The sequence below is a fragment of the Curtobacterium sp. MCSS17_006 genome (assembly GCF_003234215.1).
Classification (GTDB): Bacteria; Actinomycetota; Actinomycetes; order Actinomycetales; family Microbacteriaceae; genus Curtobacterium; species Curtobacterium flaccumfaciens.
The window spans coordinates 56,969-76,573 of sequence record NZ_QKSO01000005.1 but is presented as its reverse complement, the minus strand read 5'-3'; the positions used below and the strand labels follow the sequence as shown (position 1 = coordinate 76,573).

General features: G+C 71.7%; 18 protein-coding genes. 8 read left to right on the top strand and 10 right to left on the bottom strand.

Features of this window, described 5'->3' with window-relative positions:
• The first annotated feature begins 51 nt into the window (after positions 1-51).
• Positions 52-1,251: an amidohydrolase gene (locus DEJ21_RS06720; RefSeq protein ID WP_111224108.1), complete on the top strand. Its 1,200-nt coding sequence runs from the start codon at positions 52-54 to the stop codon at positions 1,249-1,251.
• An 88-nt stretch (positions 1,252-1,339) separates the two neighbouring features.
• Here the strand turns inward: DEJ21_RS06720 and DEJ21_RS06715 are convergent, their stop codons facing one another.
• Together DEJ21_RS06715 and DEJ21_RS06710 are read right to left on the bottom strand one after the other, a co-directional pair.
• A complete protein-coding gene (locus DEJ21_RS06715) occupies positions 1,340-2,230 on the bottom strand; it encodes an aminodeoxychorismate lyase (RefSeq protein WP_111224107.1) in 891 nt (296 codons plus the stop codon).
• A gap of 19 nt (positions 2,231-2,249) precedes the next feature.
• Entirely contained in the window at positions 2,250-2,600 is a 351-nt protein-coding gene (locus DEJ21_RS06710) for a tryptophan synthase subunit alpha (protein WP_027464736.1), read from the bottom strand.
• 64 nt (positions 2,601-2,664) lie between these two features.
• Here DEJ21_RS06710 and DEJ21_RS06705 point away from each other — a divergent pair, with 64 nt between their 5' ends.
• A complete protein-coding gene (locus DEJ21_RS06705; protein WP_181435804.1) occupies positions 2,665-3,189 on the top strand; it encodes an 8-oxo-dGTP diphosphatase in 525 nt (174 codons plus the stop codon).
• A gap of 17 nt (positions 3,190-3,206) precedes the next feature.
• On the opposite strand, the gene DEJ21_RS06700 is transcribed toward DEJ21_RS06705, so the two are convergent.
• Genes DEJ21_RS06700 through DEJ21_RS06690 form a run of 3 tightly spaced genes read right to left on the bottom strand, consistent with a single transcriptional unit; the run spans position 3,207 to position 6,730 of the window.
• Entirely contained in the window at positions 3,207-3,494 is a 288-nt protein-coding gene (locus tag DEJ21_RS06700; protein WP_027464737.1) for a hypothetical protein, read from the bottom strand.
• A gap of 16 nt (positions 3,495-3,510) precedes the next feature.
• Positions 3,511-4,989: an ABC transporter permease gene (locus DEJ21_RS06695; protein WP_111038860.1), complete on the bottom strand. Its 1,479-nt coding sequence runs from the start codon at positions 4,987-4,989 to the stop codon at positions 3,511-3,513.
• Between the two features lie 52 nt (positions 4,990-5,041).
• Positions 5,042-6,730, bottom strand: a complete 1,689-nt coding sequence (locus DEJ21_RS06690; RefSeq protein WP_027464738.1) for a sodium:proton antiporter — start codon at positions 6,728-6,730, stop codon at positions 5,042-5,044.
• A gap of 115 nt (positions 6,731-6,845) precedes the next feature.
• On the opposite strand from DEJ21_RS06690, the gene DEJ21_RS06685 reads away from it, so the two are divergent.
• The 3 genes from DEJ21_RS06685 (at position 6,846) to DEJ21_RS06675 (ending at position 10,601) form a co-directional block, all read left to right on the top strand.
• A complete protein-coding gene (locus tag DEJ21_RS06685; protein ID WP_035807670.1) occupies positions 6,846-8,102 on the top strand; it encodes an inorganic phosphate transporter in 1,257 nt (418 codons plus the stop codon).
• On the top strand, positions 8,102-8,398 hold the full coding sequence (locus DEJ21_RS06680) for a hypothetical protein (RefSeq protein WP_111023187.1): 297 nt from the start codon (positions 8,102-8,104) through the stop codon (positions 8,396-8,398). The genes DEJ21_RS06685 and DEJ21_RS06680 overlap by 1 nt, the downstream gene beginning before the upstream one ends.
• A gap of 742 nt (positions 8,399-9,140) precedes the next feature.
• Positions 9,141-10,601, top strand: coding sequence for an aspartate ammonia-lyase (locus DEJ21_RS06675; protein ID WP_258374900.1), 1,461 nt, complete (start codon positions 9,141-9,143; stop codon positions 10,599-10,601).
• Between the two features lie 80 nt (positions 10,602-10,681).
• On the opposite strand, the gene DEJ21_RS06670 is transcribed toward DEJ21_RS06675, so the two are convergent.
• Both DEJ21_RS06670 and DEJ21_RS06665 read right to left on the bottom strand, forming a co-directional pair.
• Positions 10,682-11,767 (bottom strand): YihY/virulence factor BrkB family protein, encoded by a 1,086-nt coding sequence (locus DEJ21_RS06670; RefSeq protein ID WP_111224104.1) that lies wholly within the window; start codon positions 11,765-11,767, stop codon positions 10,682-10,684.
• Between the two features lie 187 nt (positions 11,768-11,954).
• Complete coding sequence (locus DEJ21_RS06665; protein WP_111094701.1) at positions 11,955-13,274, bottom strand: MFS transporter; 1,320 nt, start codon at positions 13,272-13,274, stop codon at positions 11,955-11,957.
• Between the two features lie 69 nt (positions 13,275-13,343).
• Between DEJ21_RS06665 and DEJ21_RS06660 the strand changes: the two genes are divergently transcribed.
• The 3 genes from DEJ21_RS06660 to DEJ21_RS06650 all read left to right on the top strand — a co-directional run bounded on the left by DEJ21_RS06660 (position 13,344) and on the right by DEJ21_RS06650 (position 16,873).
• Positions 13,344-13,715: an FKBP-type peptidyl-prolyl cis-trans isomerase gene (locus tag DEJ21_RS06660; protein ID WP_173035534.1), complete on the top strand. Its 372-nt coding sequence runs from the start codon at positions 13,344-13,346 to the stop codon at positions 13,713-13,715.
• Entirely contained in the window at positions 13,715-14,551 is an 837-nt protein-coding gene (locus DEJ21_RS06655; RefSeq protein WP_027464743.1) for an aldo/keto reductase, read from the top strand. Before DEJ21_RS06660 ends, DEJ21_RS06655 begins: the two co-directional genes overlap by 1 nt.
• Before the next feature lie 78 nt (positions 14,552-14,629).
• Positions 14,630-16,873: an ATP-binding domain-containing protein gene (locus DEJ21_RS06650; RefSeq protein ID WP_258374899.1), complete on the top strand. Its 2,244-nt coding sequence runs from the start codon at positions 14,630-14,632 to the stop codon at positions 16,871-16,873.
• Between the two features lie 150 nt (positions 16,874-17,023).
• Here the strand turns inward: DEJ21_RS06650 and DEJ21_RS06645 are convergent, their stop codons facing one another.
• Genes DEJ21_RS06645 through DEJ21_RS06635 form a run of 3 tightly spaced genes read right to left on the bottom strand, consistent with a single transcriptional unit; the run spans position 17,024 to position 19,504 of the window.
• Positions 17,024-17,293, bottom strand: a complete 270-nt coding sequence (locus DEJ21_RS06645; protein ID WP_071405582.1) for a protealysin inhibitor emfourin — start codon at positions 17,291-17,293, stop codon at positions 17,024-17,026.
• 29 nt (positions 17,294-17,322) lie between these two features.
• Entirely contained in the window at positions 17,323-18,372 is a 1,050-nt protein-coding gene (locus DEJ21_RS06640) for a M4 family metallopeptidase (RefSeq protein WP_111224102.1), read from the bottom strand.
• A 58-nt stretch (positions 18,373-18,430) separates the two neighbouring features.
• Complete coding sequence (locus tag DEJ21_RS06635; RefSeq protein WP_146247714.1) at positions 18,431-19,504, bottom strand: glycoside hydrolase family 6 protein; 1,074 nt, start codon at positions 19,502-19,504, stop codon at positions 18,431-18,433.
• Positions 19,505-19,605: the final 101 nt, after the last annotated feature.

Below are 19,605 nucleotides of genomic sequence, written 5' to 3'. Positions count from 1 at the left end.
TTCGCCCACCCGACCGCCGCCGCCTGCACCCCCCCGCGTACCGTTGGTGCCATGAGCAACTCCTTCGCGATCACCGGTGCCCACGTCGTCCCCGTCTCCGCTCCAGCCTTCGACGGCGGCGCGGTCGTCGTCGAGGACGGCCGGATCACCGCGATCGGTCCGGACGTCACCCCGCCCGAGGGGATGACGGTCATCGACGCCGTGGGTTCGTGGCTCGTCCCCGGCTTCGTCGAGGCGCACGGCCACGTCGGCATCCACGAGGAGGCCAACGGCGAGGCCGGCAACGACACGAACGAGATGACCGCCCCGAACATGGCCGGCGTCCGCGCGATCGACGCGATCGACATCGACGACGAGGGCTTCCGGGACGCCCTGGCCGGCGGGATCACGAGCATCGTCGTCAAGCCCGGCTCCGGCAACCCGATCGGCGGGCAGAGCGTCGCCATCAAGACCTGGGGCGGCCGGACGATCGACGAGCAGCTCATCTCCGACTCGGTGAGCGTGAAGAGCGCCCTCGGCGAGAACCCGAAGCGCGTCTACGGCGGCAAGGGCCAGACGCCCTCGACCCGGCTCGGTGTCGCGAAGATCATCCGCGACGCCTTCGTGGAGGCGCAGAACTACAAGGCCGCCCGCGACGCCGCAGCCGCGAAGGACGAGCCGTTCGCCCGCGACCTGACGAAGGAGACGCTCGTCCGGGTGCTCGACGGCGAACTCGTCTGGGACCAGCACACCCACCGCCACGACGACATCGCCACCGCGATCCGCCTGTCCGAGGAGTTCGGCTACCGGCTCGTCGTGAACCACGGCACCGAGGCGCACAAGATCGCCGACGTGCTGGCCGCCAAGGACATCCCGGTCATCTACGGCCCGCTCTTCACCAGCCGCTCGAAGGTCGAGCTCCGCGACCGCGGCATCCCGAACCTCGCCACCATCGCGGCGGCCGGGGTCCGGGTCGCCATCACGACGGACGCGCCGGTCGTGCCGATCAACATGCTCGTCGACCAGGCGACCGCTGCCGTGAAGGAGGGCCTGCCCGCCCAGACCGCACTCGAGGCGCTCACCGTCAACCCGGCCGAGTTCCTCGGGTTCGGGGACCGCGTCGGTCGCCTGGCCGAGGGCTACGACGCCGACCTCGTGCTGTGGGACGGCGACCCGCTCGACGCGACCAGCCGCGCGACGCGCGTCTGGATCGACGGCAAGCCCGTCTTCGCGTGGGCCGACGGAGCCGGCGTCACCACGCCGCGCTGGTAGCGGGCGCAGAGCCGGGAGGCCCGGATCGCGACGTGCCTGCGAGTCGCGATCCGGGCCTCCAGGCCGTTGCGCCGGGGGCGCCGCGTGCTCAGACCTCGCGCGCCAGCAGGAAGTCGTTGATGTGCGTCGTGAGCTCGGCGTCGATCGGACGCGCGTCGCCGTTCACCGAGCGGATCGGCGCAGCCTGCCGCACGCTCGACACGAGCCAGAGCGCGTCCGCCGCTGCCAGGTCGGCGAGGGTGACGAGTTCGTAGGCGGTCTCGATGCCCTCCTGCTCGGCGAAGCGGAACACGTCGGCCTGCGTCGTGCCGGCCAGGATCCCGATGTCGGTGCGGGGCGTGACGAGCCGGTCGCCGACCTTCATGATCAGGTTGGCGCGCGTGCCCTCGAGCACGTATCCGTCGCTCGAGACGAACAGGGCGTCGTCGGCGCCGCGGCGGACGGCTTCGCGCAGGGCGGCCATGTTGACGCCGTACGACAGCGTCTTCGCGCCCTGCAGCAGCCACGGCGAGGTGCGCTCGACGTCGTGCCGGTACCCGCGGTCCAGGACGACGACGGAGATGCCCTCGGTGCGTGCGGCCGTGGAGTCGCCCGACGGCGCCGCGTAGACCCACCCGGTCGGGCGGTCGGTGCCCTCGACGCCGCGGGTCAGGACGGTCTTGGCGAAGGCCTCGCGCACCGGGTCGAGCCGGGCGCAGACGGCCTCGATGGCCTGGCGCCAGGCCTCCGGGTCGGGCGCGGGCAGGTCAAGCATCGCGGCGGAGCGGCCGAAGCGGGCGAGGTGCGCCTCGAGGGCCTGGGGCCGACCGTCGATCACCGTGATCGTCTCGAACACGCCGTCGCCGCGCGTGACGCCGAGGTCCTGCACCTGCACGTGCTCCTCGAGCGGCTTCGCCCAGGTGAAGGCGTCGGCCGCGGGGTCGTGCGGCGCAGCGTCGCGGGAGGGCTGGTTGAGGACGGCGAGCACGGTTTCGGTCATGCGTCCATCCAACCGCAGCTCAGCCGGCTTCGGGCAGCGCGCCCAGCAGCTTCCACACGGCGGGCGTCAGCTCGGGGTGCTGCAGCGCGATCCGGCGCAGCCGGTGGTACTCCTCGCCCAGCCGGGTGCCCTGCCCGGACGCCGGGTGGCTCGACCACTGCGCGTGCCGCTTGCCGATCGCCTCGTCCAGGTCGACGGCGTCCGCACGCAGGATCAGCACGACCTGCTCGTCGACGGTGGGGAGCGTCGGCATGAACTCCCACGGATCCTCGCCCTGACGGCTCCGGTGCTCGACGAGCATCGAGATCTCCTCGGCGGCCTCGGCGCGCAGCACTTCGAGGCTGCGCCCGGTCCTGCGGGGCTCAGCCATGGTGCCCCCGCAGCACGCCTGCCATGGGAAAAGCGTACGACACTCCATCGGTCACACTGGACGCGTGACCCTTCGCGACGAGAGCAAGTCCCAGCATCCCCGGGTGGTGGTCGTGTACCTGCTGCGCGACGGCGAGGCAGGCCCCGAGGTGCTGCTGGGTGAGAAGCGCCGCGGCCTCGGCACCGGCCGGCTGGTCGGCCCCGGCGGCAAGCGGGAGCCCGGTGAGTCGGCGGTCGAGACCGCCGTGCGCGAGGTGCGTGAAGAGGTCGGCCTGCGGCTCGACGCGGTCGACCTGGAGGCCCGTGGCACGTTGGACTACCGGTTCCCGTACCGACCGTCCTGGTCCCAGGTCTCGGACGTCTTCGTCTGCCGCCGCTGGCAGGGAGACCCGTCGGGCTCCGACGAACTCGAGCCGCGGTGGATCCCCGTCGACGCCGTGCCGTACGACGCGATGTGGGACGACGCCCGGTACTGGTTGCCGGGGGTGCTCGCGGGCGGCAGCGTCCGCGCGCGGTTCACGTTCGCCGAGGACGACGCGACCGTCGCCGGGTTCACCGGGACGGGTGTCGGTGTCGGCGTGGGTGAGTAGCTGCTTGCTGCTTGCTGCTAGCGCGGCTGCTGGGTGCGGGTGCTGCCGGTGCGCGCTTCCTCGGCGGCGGCCATGACGTCGGCGTCGCCGCTCCGGCCACCCAGGGGCCGCACGAAGAAGTCGATGATGCCGACGACGATCGCGCCGATCATCGAGAACATCGCCCACCCGACGAACAGCCCGGCGGTGCCGCGGCCGTCGGCGGGCGCGAGCAGGACGCTCGCGGCGTAGAAGCCGACCGTCAGCACGAGGAACACGACGACGACGGTGATGAGGACGCGGTGCCAGGTGATGCGCGGGTTCATCCGATCAGGATACGCGTCAGCGGTCGGCGTGCTTGCCGTGCGGAGCCGCCGCCGGTCGCGGTTCCTTCCGGTTCGCGGGGCGCTGCACGGCGATGCGCCCGGTCGGCGTCGCGTCCGGCTCCAGGCCGTCGCGACCGCCGGTGAAGACGTCACCGCCGGTGCGGTCGTCCTCCCAGTCGTCGTCCCGCAGCACGCTCAGGGTGCCGGTCTCGGTGGAGGTCAGGCCGTGGCGCTCGAGCTCGGCGTCGCGCTGCCCGCCGAGGAACTCGCGGTTGGCGGTGTTGGCGTCCTGGAACATCGTGGTCCGGCCGGTGACGATCGCGCGGATCCGTCGGCGCTCCCACCACTTCTTGCCGAAGTACATCAGCACCAGGCCGGCCGTGGCGTAGCAGGCCATCGTGATCAGGCCGCGAGCCGGACCGGGGCCGACGCCGTAGACCTGGTGCTTGATCATGTCGACCATGCTCGAGCCGACGACGACGTTGTTCAGCCAGGCGAAGGGCTCGGGCATGAACCACTTCGGGTAGGCGCCGCCGGACGACGGCATGGACAGGAAGACGAAGCAGATCATCGCGGGCGCGGCGATGAACCGGCCGACGAAGTAGCTCAGGCCGTTGACCGCCAGGCCGATCGCCACGATCCAGCCCCAGGCGATGAGCACGAGCTGGATCCAGTGCCCGTGGATGGCGCCGAGCACGGGCCCGGCGAGCGTGTTCGTGATGAGCGAGATGACCAGGCCGCCGACCACGATGACCGTCATCCGGGTGCGGTGCCGGAGCGGGCCGCCCATGATGCCGATGAACATCGCGACCATGTAGCCGCCGATGCACCACGCGAGCATGACGTACATCGCCACGGTGCCGTACTCGTCCCACGCCGGCAGGGGTGCGAGCTCGGTGACCTTCGGGGTCGCCACGCCCAGGCCGGTCAGCACCGCGGTGAGGGTGGCCGGCACGAGGCTCGCGACCTGGAACTGGTGCGCGCTCGCCTTGAAGAACTCGTTCGCGGCGGGGTCGTACGCGACCGCCATCGAGCCACCCACCACGTCGCGCTTCGCCTGCGCGAGCGAGTCGTACGTGTGGAACACGAACTCGCCCGGCAACGCCTGCTGCACCGCCTGCACGAACGCCGGGTCGCTGCCGATCAGGGCGATCGGGACGTCGTGCGGGTGCGGGGCGTGGAACGCGAAGACGTAGCACAGGCAGAACCCGACGATGAAGAACAGCGGCATCCAGAGCTGCAGGCCGATCAGCTGCAGTGACGGGTGCAGGGTCGAGTACCACCGGCGGTAGGCACCGTGCTGCTGGGGTGCCGGTACCGGAGCCTGTCGCCGGGGTCCCGAACGCGTGTGCCCGGCGACCTTGCCACCACGACGCGGCTTGGTCCCACGTGCGGAGGGCCTGGTCCCACGCGGCTTCGGCGGCGTGGGACGGGAACCGCCGGGGCGCTCCGGTCCGTCGTCGTTCCTGGGGACGTCGTTCCGCGGCGTGCTCACTCGGCGCTCTGCTCCTGCTCTCGATCGGAGCGCCAGGATACGCCCGGGGTGCTCAGGAGCGACTGCGCGACGCCTGCGCCGAGTCCATGGCGAGCTCTTCCGCGTCGAGGGTCACGAGCACGCGGCGCATGACCTCCTCGTCGAGGTTCCCCTTCTCGCGCTCCTCGAGCACGATCTCGCGGCGGCGGTCGAGGAGCTCGCGTCGGATGTCCTGGATCTGCGAGCCCCGGAGGCGCAGTGCGACGTTCCGCCCCTCGTCCTCTTCTTCCTCGGCGTCCTGACGGAACGTCTCGGCCTGACGCTCGAGTCGCGCCTTCAGCCGGTTGACCACCGAGTCGACGGCTTCCGAGCCGTACTGCTTCGCCCACGCCGGACGCCGCTTCTCGAGCAGCTCGATCGCGGCCTCGGTGGTGCGCTGGTTGAGCCGCATCTCACTGCGCACGTCCTCCTCGCCCTCGGCCGGGTCCTGCACCTTGAGCGCGCGGATGACGAACGGCAGGGTGAGTCCCTGCAGCAGCAGGGTGCCGACGGTGACGAAGAACGCGATGATGAAGATCGTGTCCTGCGCCGGGATCTGCGTCGGGCTGGCCACGACCGACACCGCTGCGGCCAGGGTCACCACACCGCGCATGCCCGTCCACGAGATGACGGTGAGCTCCCGCCAGTTGAGCTTCGGCTCGGCCGAACCACGCATCCAGCGCAGCGACGGGTGCCCGCGGGACAGCTTGATCCGCAGCGGCCGGAGCCACTTCCCGTTGAAGCGGTTGCGCGCGTAGGACTCGAACACGAACAGCGGCCGGACCAGGATCACCACCGCGAGCACGACGGCCGCAGCGGTGAGCGTCTGCCCGAGGCTCCGCTCGCTCTCGACCAGGTCCTGCACGACGGTGTTGAGCTGCAGGCCGATGAGCGCGAACACGAAGCCCTCGAGGATGACGTCGATGCTCGTCCAGAGCGGGCGCTCCTGCAGTCGGGTGGCGTAGCCCTCCTTCGGGGAGTTGTAGCCGATGTACAGGCCGGCCGTGACGACCGCGATGACCCCGGAGCCGGACAGGTCCTCGGCGAGGATGTAGGCGACGAAGGGCAGCAGGATGCTCATGATCGTCTCGACCACGGGGTCGTTGATGCGCATCCGGATCCAGTGCACGACGACACCGAGCACGATGCCGACGACCAGTCCGACGCCGATCGCCAGGCCGAAGATGCCGAGGTCCTGCCAGATCGTCAGCGACGTGCCCGCGATGATGAGCGTGAACACCCGCACCAGGGTCAGCGAGGCCGCGTCGTTGATCAGGCTCTCGCCCGACAGCACGGTCATGACACGGCGGGGCAGTCCGAGCTTCCGGCCGATCGCGGCTGCGGACACCGCGTCCGGCGGGGCGACGATCGCGCCGAGCAGGATCGCCGCCGGCAGGGTCATGTCCGGGATGAGCAGGTACGCCACCCCGCCGACGACCAGCGCGGTGACGATCACCAGGAAGATGCCGAGCCGTCGGATCTGCTTGATCGAGCCGCGGAAGCTCTGCCACGACACGTCGAGGGCCGCCGAGTAGAGCAGCGGCGGCAGGATCACCGTGAGGATGACCTCGGAGTCGATCTCCATCGGCGGCAGCCCGGGCAGGAACGAGGCGGCCAGGGCGACCGCCGTGACGAGCAGCGGAGCGGGGAGTCCCTTGGCTCGGGCGAACCCCGTCACCGCGAGCGATCCGATCAGCAGGATGAGGAGCTCAGCGGTGTCCATGGACGCATTCTCCCATCGGCATGGTTCCGAAGCTGAACGAGTGTGAAGCTGCGGTGAACAACAGGTGGACGATCAGGTTTGCTCGAAGGGCCGACGCCTGGGACACTTGCCCGCGGTGGACATCACACTCATAGTCGTCCTGGTCATCGCGTTGGCCCTCTTCTTCGACTTCACAAACGGTTTTCACGACACCGCCAACGCGATGGCGACCCCGATCGCGACCGGCGCCATGAAGCCCAAGGTGGCGGTCACCGTCGCTGCGGTGCTCAACCTGGTCGGTGCGTTCCTCAGCACCGCCGTGGCGACGTCGATCTCGCACGGGTTGATCAACGAGGGCCCCGGTGGCGTCGCCATCAGCCCCGAGATGATCTTCGCGGGCCTGATCGGGGCAGTCGTCTGGAACATGATCACGTGGCTCCGCGGGCTGCCGTCGTCGTCGTCGCACGCGTTGTTCGGCGGGCTGATCGGTGCCGCGATCGTCGGTGCCGGGTTCCAGTCGGTCAACTACGTCGCGCTGCTGACGGTGGTGATCATCCCCGCGTTCGCCTCGCCCGTGATCGCCGCGCTCGTGTCGTTCCTGTCGACGCGCATCGCGTACCGGATCACGAAGCGTCCGGTGTTCCCGAACGAGCGCGGTGGGTTCCGCATCGGGCAGGTCTTCACCAGCTCGATGGTGTCCCTGGCGCACGGCACCAACGACGCGCAGAAGACGATGGGTGTCATCACGCTGACGCTCATCGCCTCGGGCGCGCAGTCGTCGAACCAGGGCGTGCAGTTCTGGGTCGTCGTCGCCTGTGCCCTCGCGATCGCCCTCGGTACCTACACGGGCGGCTGGCGCATCATCCGCACCCTCGGCTCGGGCATCACCGAGATCCGTGCGACGCAGGGCTTCGCCGCCGAGGCCTCGACCGCAGCGACGATCCTCGCCTCCAGCCACCTCGGCTTCGCGCTGTCGACCACGCAGGTGTCCTCGGGCTCCATCATCGGCGCCGGGCTCGGCCGCCGCGGCTCGAAGATCCAGTGGTCGACCGCCGGCAAGATCGTCATCGCCTGGTTCATCACCCTGCCCGCGGCCGCCGCGGTCGGTGCGGTCGCCTCGGGCATCGCCCGCCTCGGCGTCATCGGGCTCGTGCTCGACGCCGTGATCGGTGCCGTCGTCATCCTCGGCCTGTACCTGTGGTCGCTCCGCAAGCCGCACGAGCAGGCCTCCGCGATCGAGGTCGACGTCGCCGCGAACGCGGTCCTGACCCGCAAGGAGCTGCGTGACATGCAGCGCAAGAAGCGTGCCGACGCGGTCGCCCAGCGTCGCGCCGAACTGAGCCGCGAGCGCACGCTCCGTCGCATGGCGGCCCGCAAGGGAGGCCGTCGCTGATGGGCATCGACTGGTTTGCATTCCTCACGGTGGCGCTCGTCGCCGTCGTCTCGTCGTGCTTCGTCGTCGCCGTGTACTCGGTCGGCCTCCGTCTCTGGAGCGCCGCCGACACCCGCGAAGGCAAGTTCACCGTGAAGGACGACGGCACGATCGGCCCGGCCACCGCCGGCTTCCCGAACCCGGCAGGAGCCTCGGCGGCCGCACGCGCACTCCGCGCCGCTGCCGTCGCGTGCTTCGTCGTGTGCGGCGCCGTCGTGCTCTACGGCATCTACCTCATCGTCCCGCAGTTCCACTGACGGGCACGCTCACCGAGCGAGCAGAAGACGCCGGTTCGCCCCTCGCGACCCGGCGTTTTCTGCTCACTCGTCGCGCGTTCGCCGCGCCTGCGGCACGAGCGGGCGAAATGCCCGCGTCCGCCGCTGCTTCCACCCCGCCATTTCGCCCGCTCGCGCGGGCGGCGCGCTTGGTGAGCAGAAGATGTCGCGTCGCGGTGTGGAACCCGACCCCTTCTGCTCACGAAGTGCGCGCGCGGGCGCGCGTTCGCCGCGCCTGCGGCACGAGCGGGCGAAATGCCCGCGTCCGCGCTCGCGCCTACCCCGCCATTTCGCCCGCTCGCGTCCGGGGCGTGACCGCGGGGCGGACGGGAGGCCCGTGGCGGCCTGGCACCGGGCCTCCAGGCCGTCGCGGGCGCGGAGAAATGCCGCCGTGCGTGGCGGAGGCGACCACGCCATTCCGCCCGCTCGCGCAGGCGGCGCGCTTGGTGAGCAGAAGATGTCGCGTCGCCGGGTGGGACCCGACCCCTTCTGCTCACGAAGTGCGCGGGCGGGTCGGACGGGAGGCCCGTGGCGGCCTGGCACCGGGCCTCCAGGCCGTCCCCGGGCGAGTGGGCGAAATGCCAGCGTGCGTTGCCGAGGCGACCGAGGCATTCCGCCCGCTCGCACGGGTACGCCGCCCGCTCGGCCCAGCACCGGCGCGTTCCCGGACCGGCCGGACGGACGGGACTAGCCTCGACGTGTGACCGGCAACGAGGAGGCACCTGTGACGACGACGACGCGGACCGAGAGCGACTCGCTGGGATCACGGGAGGTCCCGAACGACGCGTACTGGGGCATCAACACGTTGCGGGCGCTGGAGAACTTCCCGATCACCTCCGTGCCGATCGCCGTGTACCCGGACCTCATCGAGGCACTCGTCACCGTGAAGCAGGCGGCGGCTCGGGCGAACCGGGCGATCGGTGTCCTCGACGACGAGCGTGCCGACGCGATCGACCGGGCGGCGCAGGAGGTCCGCGACGGAGCGCTCCGCGAGCAGTTCGTCGTCGACGTGGTGCAGGGCGGCGCGGGGACGAGCACGAACATGAACACGAACGAGGTCCTCGCGAACCGGGCCCTCGAACTCCTGGGGCGGGAGCGGGGCGACTACGCGTACCTGCACCCGATCGACCACGTGAACCGCAGCCAGTCGACCAACGACACGTACCCGACGAGCATCAAGATCGCGATGATCTTCGGGGTCCGTCGGCTCATCGTGCAGCTCGAGGAGCTCTCCGCGGCGTTCGCCGAGCGGGGCCGGGCCTTCGCCGACGTGCTCAAGGTCGGCCGGACCCAGCTGCAGGACGCGGTGCCGATGACCCTCGGGCAGGAGTTCACCGGGTTCTCGCACACCATCCAGGAGGACGCGGACCTGCTCCGCAAGGTGATGCCGCTGCTCGCCGAGATGAACCTCGGTGCGACGGCGATCGGCACGGGCATCACCGCGGACCCGCTCTACCGCGACGAGGTCCGCCGCCAGCTGCAGGAGGCGAGCGGCATCGACGTCGTCACCGCTCCCGACCTCATCGAGGCGACGAGCGACGCGGGGTCGTTCATGACCCTGTCCGGCACCGTGAAGCGGAGCGCCGCGAAGCTCTCGAAGATCTGCAACGACCTGCGGCTGCTGTCGTCCGGACCGCAGGCGGGCCTCGGTGAGATCACCCTGCCGGCACGCCAGGCCGGCTCGTCGATCATGCCGGGCAAGGTCAACCCGGTGATCCCCGAGGTCGTGAACCAGATCGCCTACGCGGTCGCCGGCGCGGACACCACGGTGACGATGGCGGCGGAGAGCGGGCAGCTCCAGCTCAACGCCTTCGAGCCGATCATCGCCCACTCGATCCTCCAGTCGCTGCAGTGGATGTCCCGCGGCTGCGCGACCCTGCGCGAGCACTGCGTCGTCGGCATCGAGGCGAACGAGGCGAAGCTCGCGGCTCAGGTCGACACCAACGTCGGCGTCGTCACCGCACTCACGCCGTACATCGGGTACGCGGCGGCGGCGTCGATCGCGCACACGGCGCTGACCACCTCGACGCCGATCTCGACGCTCGTCGTGGCCGCCGGCCTGATGGAGGAGGACCAGGTCATGCGGGTGCTCAGCCCGGCACGGCTGTCGGGCATCGAGCTGGCGACGGGGGCCATCCCGATCGTCACCGAGGAGATGCTGGACGCCGAGGCGCGCAAGCACTGACCCGAGCACGGCGGCCCGAGCACGGCGGCGCGAGCAGGCCCGCGCCCGCGGTCGCGCGCGCCGACGCATGCGAGCACGCGTCAGGGCAGCGGCCGCTCGCCCACCCGCACCTGCTGCGCCATCGCCCGCAGGTGCTCCTCGCCCGGGGTCGGCTCGGCGTCCTCTTCCTCGGCCACCCGAGCGGCCTCGGCCCGGACGTGCTGCGCGGCCGCGATGTCCTGGTCCCGCCAGCGCGCGAGCGTGAAGTTGCGGGTGACGTCCCGCAGCGGCAGCCGGATCGACTCGTCCGCCTCGATGCCGGCCAGCAGCTGCCGCATCCGGATCACCTCGGAGTCGAGCTCGCCGCCGACCACGAGCACGAAGTTCGAGATGTACAGGTACACGAGCAGCAGGATCGCGCCGCCGAGCCACCCGTACGCGCGGTTCCCGCCGCCGAGGGTCTCCACGTAGAGCGCGAACCCCATGGTGGCGATGGCCCAGGTCACGATCGCGAACGCGGCACCGGCGGACACCCACCGCAGCTGCGGGGTCTTCACGTTCGGCGTCGCGTAGTAGAGCACCGCCACCATCACCACGAGGTCGGCCGCGAGCACCGGCCACTTCACCACGTTCCACACGTCGTCGATCCACGGCGCCCACCCGAGCTGCCGGATCACGGCCTCGGAGATCGTCGGCGTGCCGAGCAGGATGACGATCGCGACGGCACCGCCGACCATGACGAGCAGCGTGACGAGGAGCATCATGCTGCGGAACTTCCAGATCCGCCGGCCCTCCTCGACCTCGTACGCGGTGTTCATCGCCCGCCCGAACGCAGTCGCGTAGCCGGAGAGTGACCAGAGCGTCAGCACGACGCCGATCGTGAAGCCGAGCCACGGGTTGTCCAGGGTGAGCAGCTGCCGGAGCGGTGTCTCGAGGTGCGACGCGGTCTCCGGCCGGACGATGAACCCGAGCACCTCGACGATGTCGGTGACGCTGTCGCCCTTCCGGTCGACGATCGACAGCGCGGACACGACGGCGAGCGCGGTCGGGAACACCGTCAGCAGCGCGAAGAACGTCAGCGACGCGGCCGCGTCGACGACGCGGTGCCGGATGACCGAGTGGTAGGTGCGCCGGACGACGGCGCGGACTCCCGTCCGCTGGAGGTCGCGCGATGCGCTGTCCGGCATGCGTCGTACCGTACCCGACACGTGCGGTCCTGGAGGCCCGTGGCGGGCCCGCCCCGCGCCTCCAGACTGCCTGTTGGTCGCGCTGGTGCGCCCGCAAAACACCGGTGTTCACGCTCCGCACCGCGGAACGCGGGTGTTCGACGTGCGAACACCGGTGTTTTGCGGCCCGCCCGGACCGCCGCGGCCGTCAGTTGGCGTGCGGATGCAGGGCGTCGTAGCGGCGGAACGACGGGACCATCCGGAGGAGCAGCGCGACGAGGCCGATGATGAGCACGCCGCCGATCACCGGCGGGTACGCGATGCCGGCTGCGACGACCAGGCCGGCGTACAGGTCGCCGAGCCGCGGGCCGCCCGTGACCACGACGATGAAGATGCCCTGCAGCCGACCGCGCATGCCGTCCGGCGACGCCGCCTGCAGGATCGTGTTCCGGAACACCGAGCTGACGTTGTCCGCGCCGCCGGCCATCGCCAGGAACAGCGCCGCGAGCCCGAGCGCCGGCAGGATCTCGACGCCGAACGCCTCGCCCGAGCGGCCGCCGAGCACGTGTGCCAGCGCGATGACCACACCGAACGCCGCGATCGCCCCGCCGTACGCCGTGATGGCCCAGCCGACGGCCTCACCCTGGCGTCGGACGTGCCCGAGCGGCCCGGAGAACACGCTCGACAGCAGCGCCCCGATCGCGTACGCGGCGGTCAGGGTGCCGACCGTGATCGACCCGCCGCCGATGACGAGCGCGCCGATCGCGGGGAACAGCACGCGCGGCTGCCCGAACGTCATCGCGATGATGTCGAGCACGAAGGTCATCGTGATGTTGCGCGACCGCCGCAGGAACTTCGCGCCCTCGATGAGCGAGCCGAGCCCCGGCCGCAGAGCGTCGTGGTCGGCGGCCATCCGGGGCAGCGTGAACACCCCGAGGAACGCGAACGTGAACAGCACGACGTCGATCGTGTAGGTCGGCGCGAACCCGACGCTCGCGATGAGCACACCGGCGATCGCCGGACCCACGGTGACCTGGAACCCGGACGCGATTCCGCCCAGGGCGCTCGCCGCGGGCAGCAGGTCGGTGCCGACGAGCCGCGGGACGATGGCCGAGCGGGAGGCGTTGCTGACGGTGGCGGCCACGGCGTTCACCGTCGCGAGCACGTACAGCAGTGCGACGCTGTGCAGGTCGAGCCAGGCGTGCGTGGCGATCAGGGCGACGGCGACCCACGCGATGATCGACGACACGAGCGCGACGAGGCGTCGGTCGAAGGCGTCCGCGAGCATGCCGCCGTACAGGCCGGCGACGATCATCGGCACGAGCGCGATGACACCGACGAGGGCCACGGCGAAGGTCGAGCGGGTGATCTCGTAGACCTCGAGCCCGACGGCGACGGTGGTCATCTGGGTGCCGATGCCGGCGATCGCCGTGCCGGCCCAGAGCCGGGCGAAGGCGGGCGAGCGGCGGAGCGGGGTGAGGTCGGCGAGCAGGCGGCGGCGCGGCGGTGCGGGAGTCGATGGTGTCACGGTGGAACCATTCTGCGGGCTGGACGCTCGTTGCGCGTGCCCGGTGCGCGCTCTGGTTGACTGACGGGCATGACTGACCTGAACAGCAAGCCCGAGTTCGACGCCCCCGAGGGCCCCGCCCCCACCGAGCTCGTCATCACCGACATCGTCGAGGGTTCCGGCGAGGAAGCGTCCGCCGGCTCCACCGTCAAGGTCCACTACGCCGGCGTCGAGTACGAGACCGGCGAGGAGTTCGACAGCTCCTGGAACCGCGGCGAGCCCATCGACTTCCCGCTCGCGGCCCTGGTGCGCGGCTGGCAGGAGGGCATCCCCGGCATGAAGGTCGGCGGTCGCCGCAAGCTCGTCGTCCCGCCGGAGCTCGCCTACGGCCCGGCCGGTGGCGGCCACTTCCTGTCCGGCAAGACCCTCATCTTCGTGATCGACCTGCTCGGGGTCCGCTGATGCAGGTCGGTGCCCCGACGATCGAGCTGAACGACGGCCACCGGTTCCCGGAGCTCGGCCTCGGCACCTACGGCCTGAACGGCGACGAGGGCGCTGCGGCAGTCGGCACCGCGATCGCGAGCGGCTACCGGCTGCTCGACACGGCGCTGAACTACGGCAACGAGGACGCCGTCGGCAAGGCGGTCCGTGAGTCCGAGGTGGCGCGCGAGGACCTCGTCGTCACGTCGAAGCTCCCCGGCCGGCACCACGGCTACGACGAGGCGCACCGCTCGATCGACGAGACCCTCGGCAACCTGGGGCTCGACCACGTCGACCTGTACCTGATCCACTGGCCGAACCCGTCGGTGGACAAGTTCGTCGACACCTGGAAGGCGTTCGTCGACCTCCGCGACAGCGGCAAGGTCCGCTCGATCGGCGTCTCGAACTTCACGCCCGAGCACCTGCGCCGCATCGTCGACGCCACCGGGGTCGCCCCGGCCGTCAACCAGGTGGAGCTGCACCCGTACTTCCCCCAGGCGGAACTGCGGAAGGTGCACCAGGAGCTCGGCATCGTGACCGAGAGCTGGAGCCCGCTCGCGAAGCGGTCGGAACTGCTCACCGAGCAGCCGATCGTCGATGCCGCCGCGGCGCACGGGGTGGCCCCCGGCCAGGTCGTGCTGCGCTGGCACGTCCAGCTCGGTGCCGTGCCGGTGCCGAAGTCGGGCGACGCAGCCCGCCAGAAGGAGAACCTCGACGTCTTCGGCTTCGAGCTGACCGACGACGAGGTGCAGGCGATCTCCGCGCTCGAGCGCGGTCGTCTGTGGGATGGTGACCCGGACACGCACGAAGAGATGTGACTCCGACGTGACCCTTCGGGGACAGCGGGGCTCCCGGTGGGCAGTACACTGGTTCCCCCTCTTCCCGAAGGGTTGCGTGTGTCCGAACCGACCGAGATCGACCGTGAACGCGGCTACGTCGACGGCCTCTTCCGTCGTCTCGACGAGTTGACCGTCGAGGCCGAACAGCGCCTCGCCGAGACCCGCCGACAGGCGGTCGGCGGGAACCACCAGAGCCGCAGCGAGCGCGACGCGTACGCGCGGCTCTACGAGGACACCGTCGCGACGCTCGAGCGGGTGGGGGACCGGCTGGTCTTCGGCCGGCTCGAGGTCGCCGAGCCCGACAACCCCGACGACACCTTCCGGTACATCGGCCGTGTGGGGCTGCGCGACGCCGAGCACCGGCCGCTGCTGCTCGACTGGCGCGTCCCGGGTGCGAGCGCCTTCTACCAGGCCACCGCGGCGCACCCGATGGGCATGCGGTCCCGTCGGCACCTGTCCCTGCAGGGTCGTCGCGTGGTCGGCGTCGAGGACGAGGTGTTCGACGCCTCGCTGTACGACGACGAGCGCACCCACCTGCAGGGCGAAGGGGCGCTGCTCGCCGCGGTCACCGCTGAGCGCACCGGCCGGATGACCGACATCGTCGCGACGATCCAGGGCGAGCAGGACCGCATCATCCGCTCCCCGCTCGAGGGCGTGCTCATCGTGCAGGGCGGCCCCGGCACCGGCAAGACCGCCGTGGCGCTGCACCGCGCCGCCTACCTGCTCTACTCCTACCGCGAGCGGCTGCGGGGCTCCGGCGTGCTCATGGTCGGCCCGTCCCCGGCGTTCCTGACCTACATCGAGCAGGTGCTCCCGTCGCTCGGCGAGACCGGTGTCGTGATGGCGTCGCTCGGCTCGCTCTACCCGGGCGTGCACGCGACGACGCACGACACCCGCGACGTCGCCGCCGTGAAGGGCGCCGCGCAGATGGCGTCACTCCTTCGGCGGGCCGTGCGCTCGCGCCAGGTCGTGCCGACCGAGTCGGTCACGCTCGACATCGAGGGCGAGCGGCTCGTCGTGCCGCCGCAGCTCGTCGCCGACGCCATGAAGCGTGCGCAGGACCGCGGCAAGCCGCACAACGCCGCCCGCGTCACGTTCAACAAGACCGCCCTCGACGCGATGACCCGCCTGCTCGCCGAGCAGCTGCGGGAGCGCGGCACCACGGTGGACGAGGCCGACGAGAAGGTCCTGCGCGAGGACATCCGGAGCTCGTACGACGCCCGCGTGCTGCTCAACACCGCGTGGCTGCCGCTGCCGCCCGAGAAGTTCCTCGAGGACCTCTACGCCCGGCCGAACTGGCTCGCCTCGCTCACCCCCGACTGGACGCCGGAGCGCCGAGCCCTGCTGCAGCGCGCCCGCGGTACGGCCTGGACCGTCGAGGACGTCCCCCTGCTCGACGAGGCCGCCGAACTGCTCGGCCCGTTCGACCCGACCGGCGGCGCCGCCAAGCGCGCCGCGAAGGCCAGCCGGAACCGTGACATCGAGAACGCCCGCCAGGCCATCGAGAACATGGGCGTCGAGGGCATCGTCAGCGCCGAGCAGGTCGCCGGCTCGTTCGCCGAGGGCGGCGACCCCCGCTCCACGGCCGAGCGCGCCGCCGACGACCGCGAGTGGACCTACGGGCACATCGTCGTCGACGAGGCGCAGGAGCTCTCGCCGATGCAGTGGCGCGTGCTCGCCCGCCGCAACCCGCTGCGCTCCTTCACGATCGTCGGCGACATGGCGCAGGGCTCCTCGCCGGGTGCCGCACGCACCTGGGACGACGTCATCGGGGCGCTCGCGCGTCGCCGACGCGGCCGTGCGCCGCAGGTGCCGCTCGACCACCGCATCGAGCAGCTCACGGTGAACTACCGCACCCCGCGCTCCATCGTCGAGGCCGCCGGGGCCTTCGCGGACAGCGCCGGCCTCACGGTCACCCGCAACGAGGCCGTTCGAGACGGTGACCCCGTCGAGCGCGTCCGCGTCGCCCGGGCCGACCTGCTCGACACCGTCGTGGCCGTTGCCGACGCCGAGCGTGCCCGGATCGGCTCCGGCACCATCGGCGTCATCGTCCCCGAGGCCCAGGTCGACACGGTCCGGCAGCGGCTCGCCCGCACCGAGGCGGACGTCCGGGGCCTCGCCTCGCCGAACGCCGGCTCGCTCACGGTGCTGACGGGTGCGGACGCCAAGGGCCTGGAGTTCGACGGCGTGCTGCTCGTCGACCCCGACGGCGTGGGTGCCGACGCCGCCCGCGCCGCCGCCGCGGTGTACGTCGCGATGACGCGTCCGACCCGTCGCCTGACGGTCATCGACGTCGACTGACGGTCGCGCGCGTGTCCCCGCGCACTTCGTGCGCAGGAACGGTCGGGTCCGTCGGTCCCACGCGACCGTTCCTGCGCACGATCGGTGGGCGGTTGCGTCACCGCGGGGCGGACGGGAGGCCCGGTGCGGGCCCACCACGGGCCTCCCGGCTCAGGTCGGGTCGCCCTCGGACCGCACCCGCGCGACCAGGTCGGCCCACGGGCCGTCGAGGCGGCGACCCGGGATCGTCACGGTGGTGCGCTCGACGGTGATCGTCCAGCTGAAGTCGTCGGGGACGGGCGCAGCCGTCGGTGCCGGGGTGCGCCGCAGCGCGTCGACGACGTCGGACCACGCCGTGGGGTCGCTGCTCGTGTCGGTGTCGACCCGCCAGCGCCGTGTGGTGCCGGCGAAGCCCCCGGAGCGGCGGACCTCGATGCGCATGCCCTCGACGCTACGCCCGGGTGGCGCGGTCAGTCGAGCACGCCCACCCGCTGCCAGGCCTGACGGACCGCGGTCTGCTCGGCGGAGCCGTCCCCGAACCGCCGCCCGGCCGCGTCGACGGTGACGGTGGCGAAGCCCGCGAAGTCGATCGAGGCGGTCACCTCGGCCGACGTCAGGGCGTCCCACCACACGGCGCCGGCACCCAGCCACGCGGGGCCGCCGATCGCCGTGGCCGCCAGGAAGAACGCGTGGTTCGGGATGCCGGAGTTCGTGTGGACCCCACCGGCGTCGTCCGTGGTGACGACGAAGCCGGCCATGGTCGCCGGTTGCGGGTCCTTCCCGAGCACCGGGTCGTCGTACGCGGTGCCGGGGGCCCGCATCGACCGGAGCGCGTCGCCCTGCACGGCGTCGGTGAACAGCCCCTCGCCGATGAGCCAGCTCGCCTGCTCCGCCGTCTGCCCCGCCGCGTACTGGGCGACCAGGGAACCGAAGACGTCGCTGATCGACTCGTTGAGGGCACCCGACTGGCCCTGGTAGGTCAGGTCGGCGGTGTACTGCGTGACGCCGTGCGCGAGCTCGTGGCCGATGACGTCGAGCGCGACGGTGAAACGGCGGAACACCTCGTCGTCGCCGTCGCCGAACACCATCCGGCGGCCGTCCCAGTAGGCGTTGTCGTAGTCCTGGCCGTAGTGCACGGTCGCGTCGAGGGGGAGCCCGGCGCCGTCGATCGACACCCGGGCGAACACCTCGAGCCAGAAGGCGTGCGTGGCGCCGAGGCCCGCGTACGCCTCGTCGACCGCGGCGTCACCGGAGTCGGCGTCGCCCTCGCGCCGGACGACGGTGCCGGGCAGCGTCGTGGTGCCGTGCGCGTCGGTGATCGTCCGCTGCGGGGAGCGGTCGACGGCACCGCTGACGCCGCGCGGTGCGACCAGGTGCGCGTGCTTCGGCGCCTGCACGGCGTCGAGCGAGGCCAGTGCGGTGCGTGCCGCCGAGGCCGCCCGGGGGAACGCGTCGGCGTCGGCGACGGCACGGAGCAGGTAGGGCGGGACGACGGAGCGGATGCGGTCGGTCGCGGTCATGCGCACATGCAACCACCGGGCACCGACACGGCCCTGCGCGGGCCGTCTCGTGGCGTGGTCAGTCTCGCTTGCGGTGCTCGACGAGGGCCAGCGCGTACGACTCCCACCACTGGCCGGCCGCGGGGCCGCCGTTGCAGGTGCCGTCGCTGAGCCCCGGCGTCTTCACCCAGAGCAGGGCGTCGAGCCGGGTGCTGCCGCCGGTGACGTGCGGCTCCTGGCCGAGGCCGGCGCCCTCGGGGTTGCACCAGGTTCCCCGCCACCCCTGCCCGTTGCGGGAGACGTCGATGACGAAGTGCGGGTCGCCGCCGATCGCGTCGGCGAGCTCGTCGGCGTACGCGCGCTCCTGGTCGACACGGTAGAAGTTCGACACGTTCGTGAAGAACCCCTGCACCTCGTCGACGCCGGCCTGCCGCAGCCAGTCGGCCATGGTGGCGGTCGGTACACGGTTCTCGTTGCCACCGTCCAGGTACACGGTGAGCCCGTGGCCGGTCAGCGCGTCGACGGCCTTCCGCAGCAGGGGCAGGCGTTCGTCACGCAGCCGCTCGCAGTTCTGGATCTGGGCGATCGAGTCGGGTTCGACGAGCACGACCGCGTGCGAACCGGCCATCGCACGGACGGCCGACCGGACCCACGGCAGGTAGGCGTCGTCCTCGGTGCCGCCCTTCGAGTAGCTGCCGCAGTCGCGGTCCGGGATGTTGTAGAGGACGAACACGGGGGTGCCGCCGCGTTGCTTCGCCGTGCTGACCACCGACCGGATCGTCGAGCGGGTCTCGGCCCGCGAGGTGTTCGTCAGCCAGGTCGCGATCGGCTGGTCGGCGATCACGGCGATCTGCTCGGCGGTCGCGGCGTCGCCCTCGGCCCGAGCCTGTCGCTCGCGGATGCCGGCCTGGTTCACGGCGGTCGGCTGGCGCGCGAGCCCGCCCGGGAACGCCTCGGCGGCGGACTTCCGCTCGGCGACGGTGCGGCCGCTCGGGGTACGGTCGCCGTCCGGCTGGCCGCCGTTCCACGGGCCGACGACGAGCGTCGTGACGACCGCGGCGACGACGACGGCGGCGACGGCGATCCACCCCCACTGCCGCAGGCCGCCGGTGCGGTTGCGGCGTCGGGTGCTGGGTGCCTCGTGCTCCGGCATGCTGCGGTGCTCCTGATCTGCCCGTGCGGTGTCGGTGGTGCGGGCACCGATCGCGCCCGGACCCATGCTGACAGGTACGGGGGAGTCCTGACCAGCGCCGA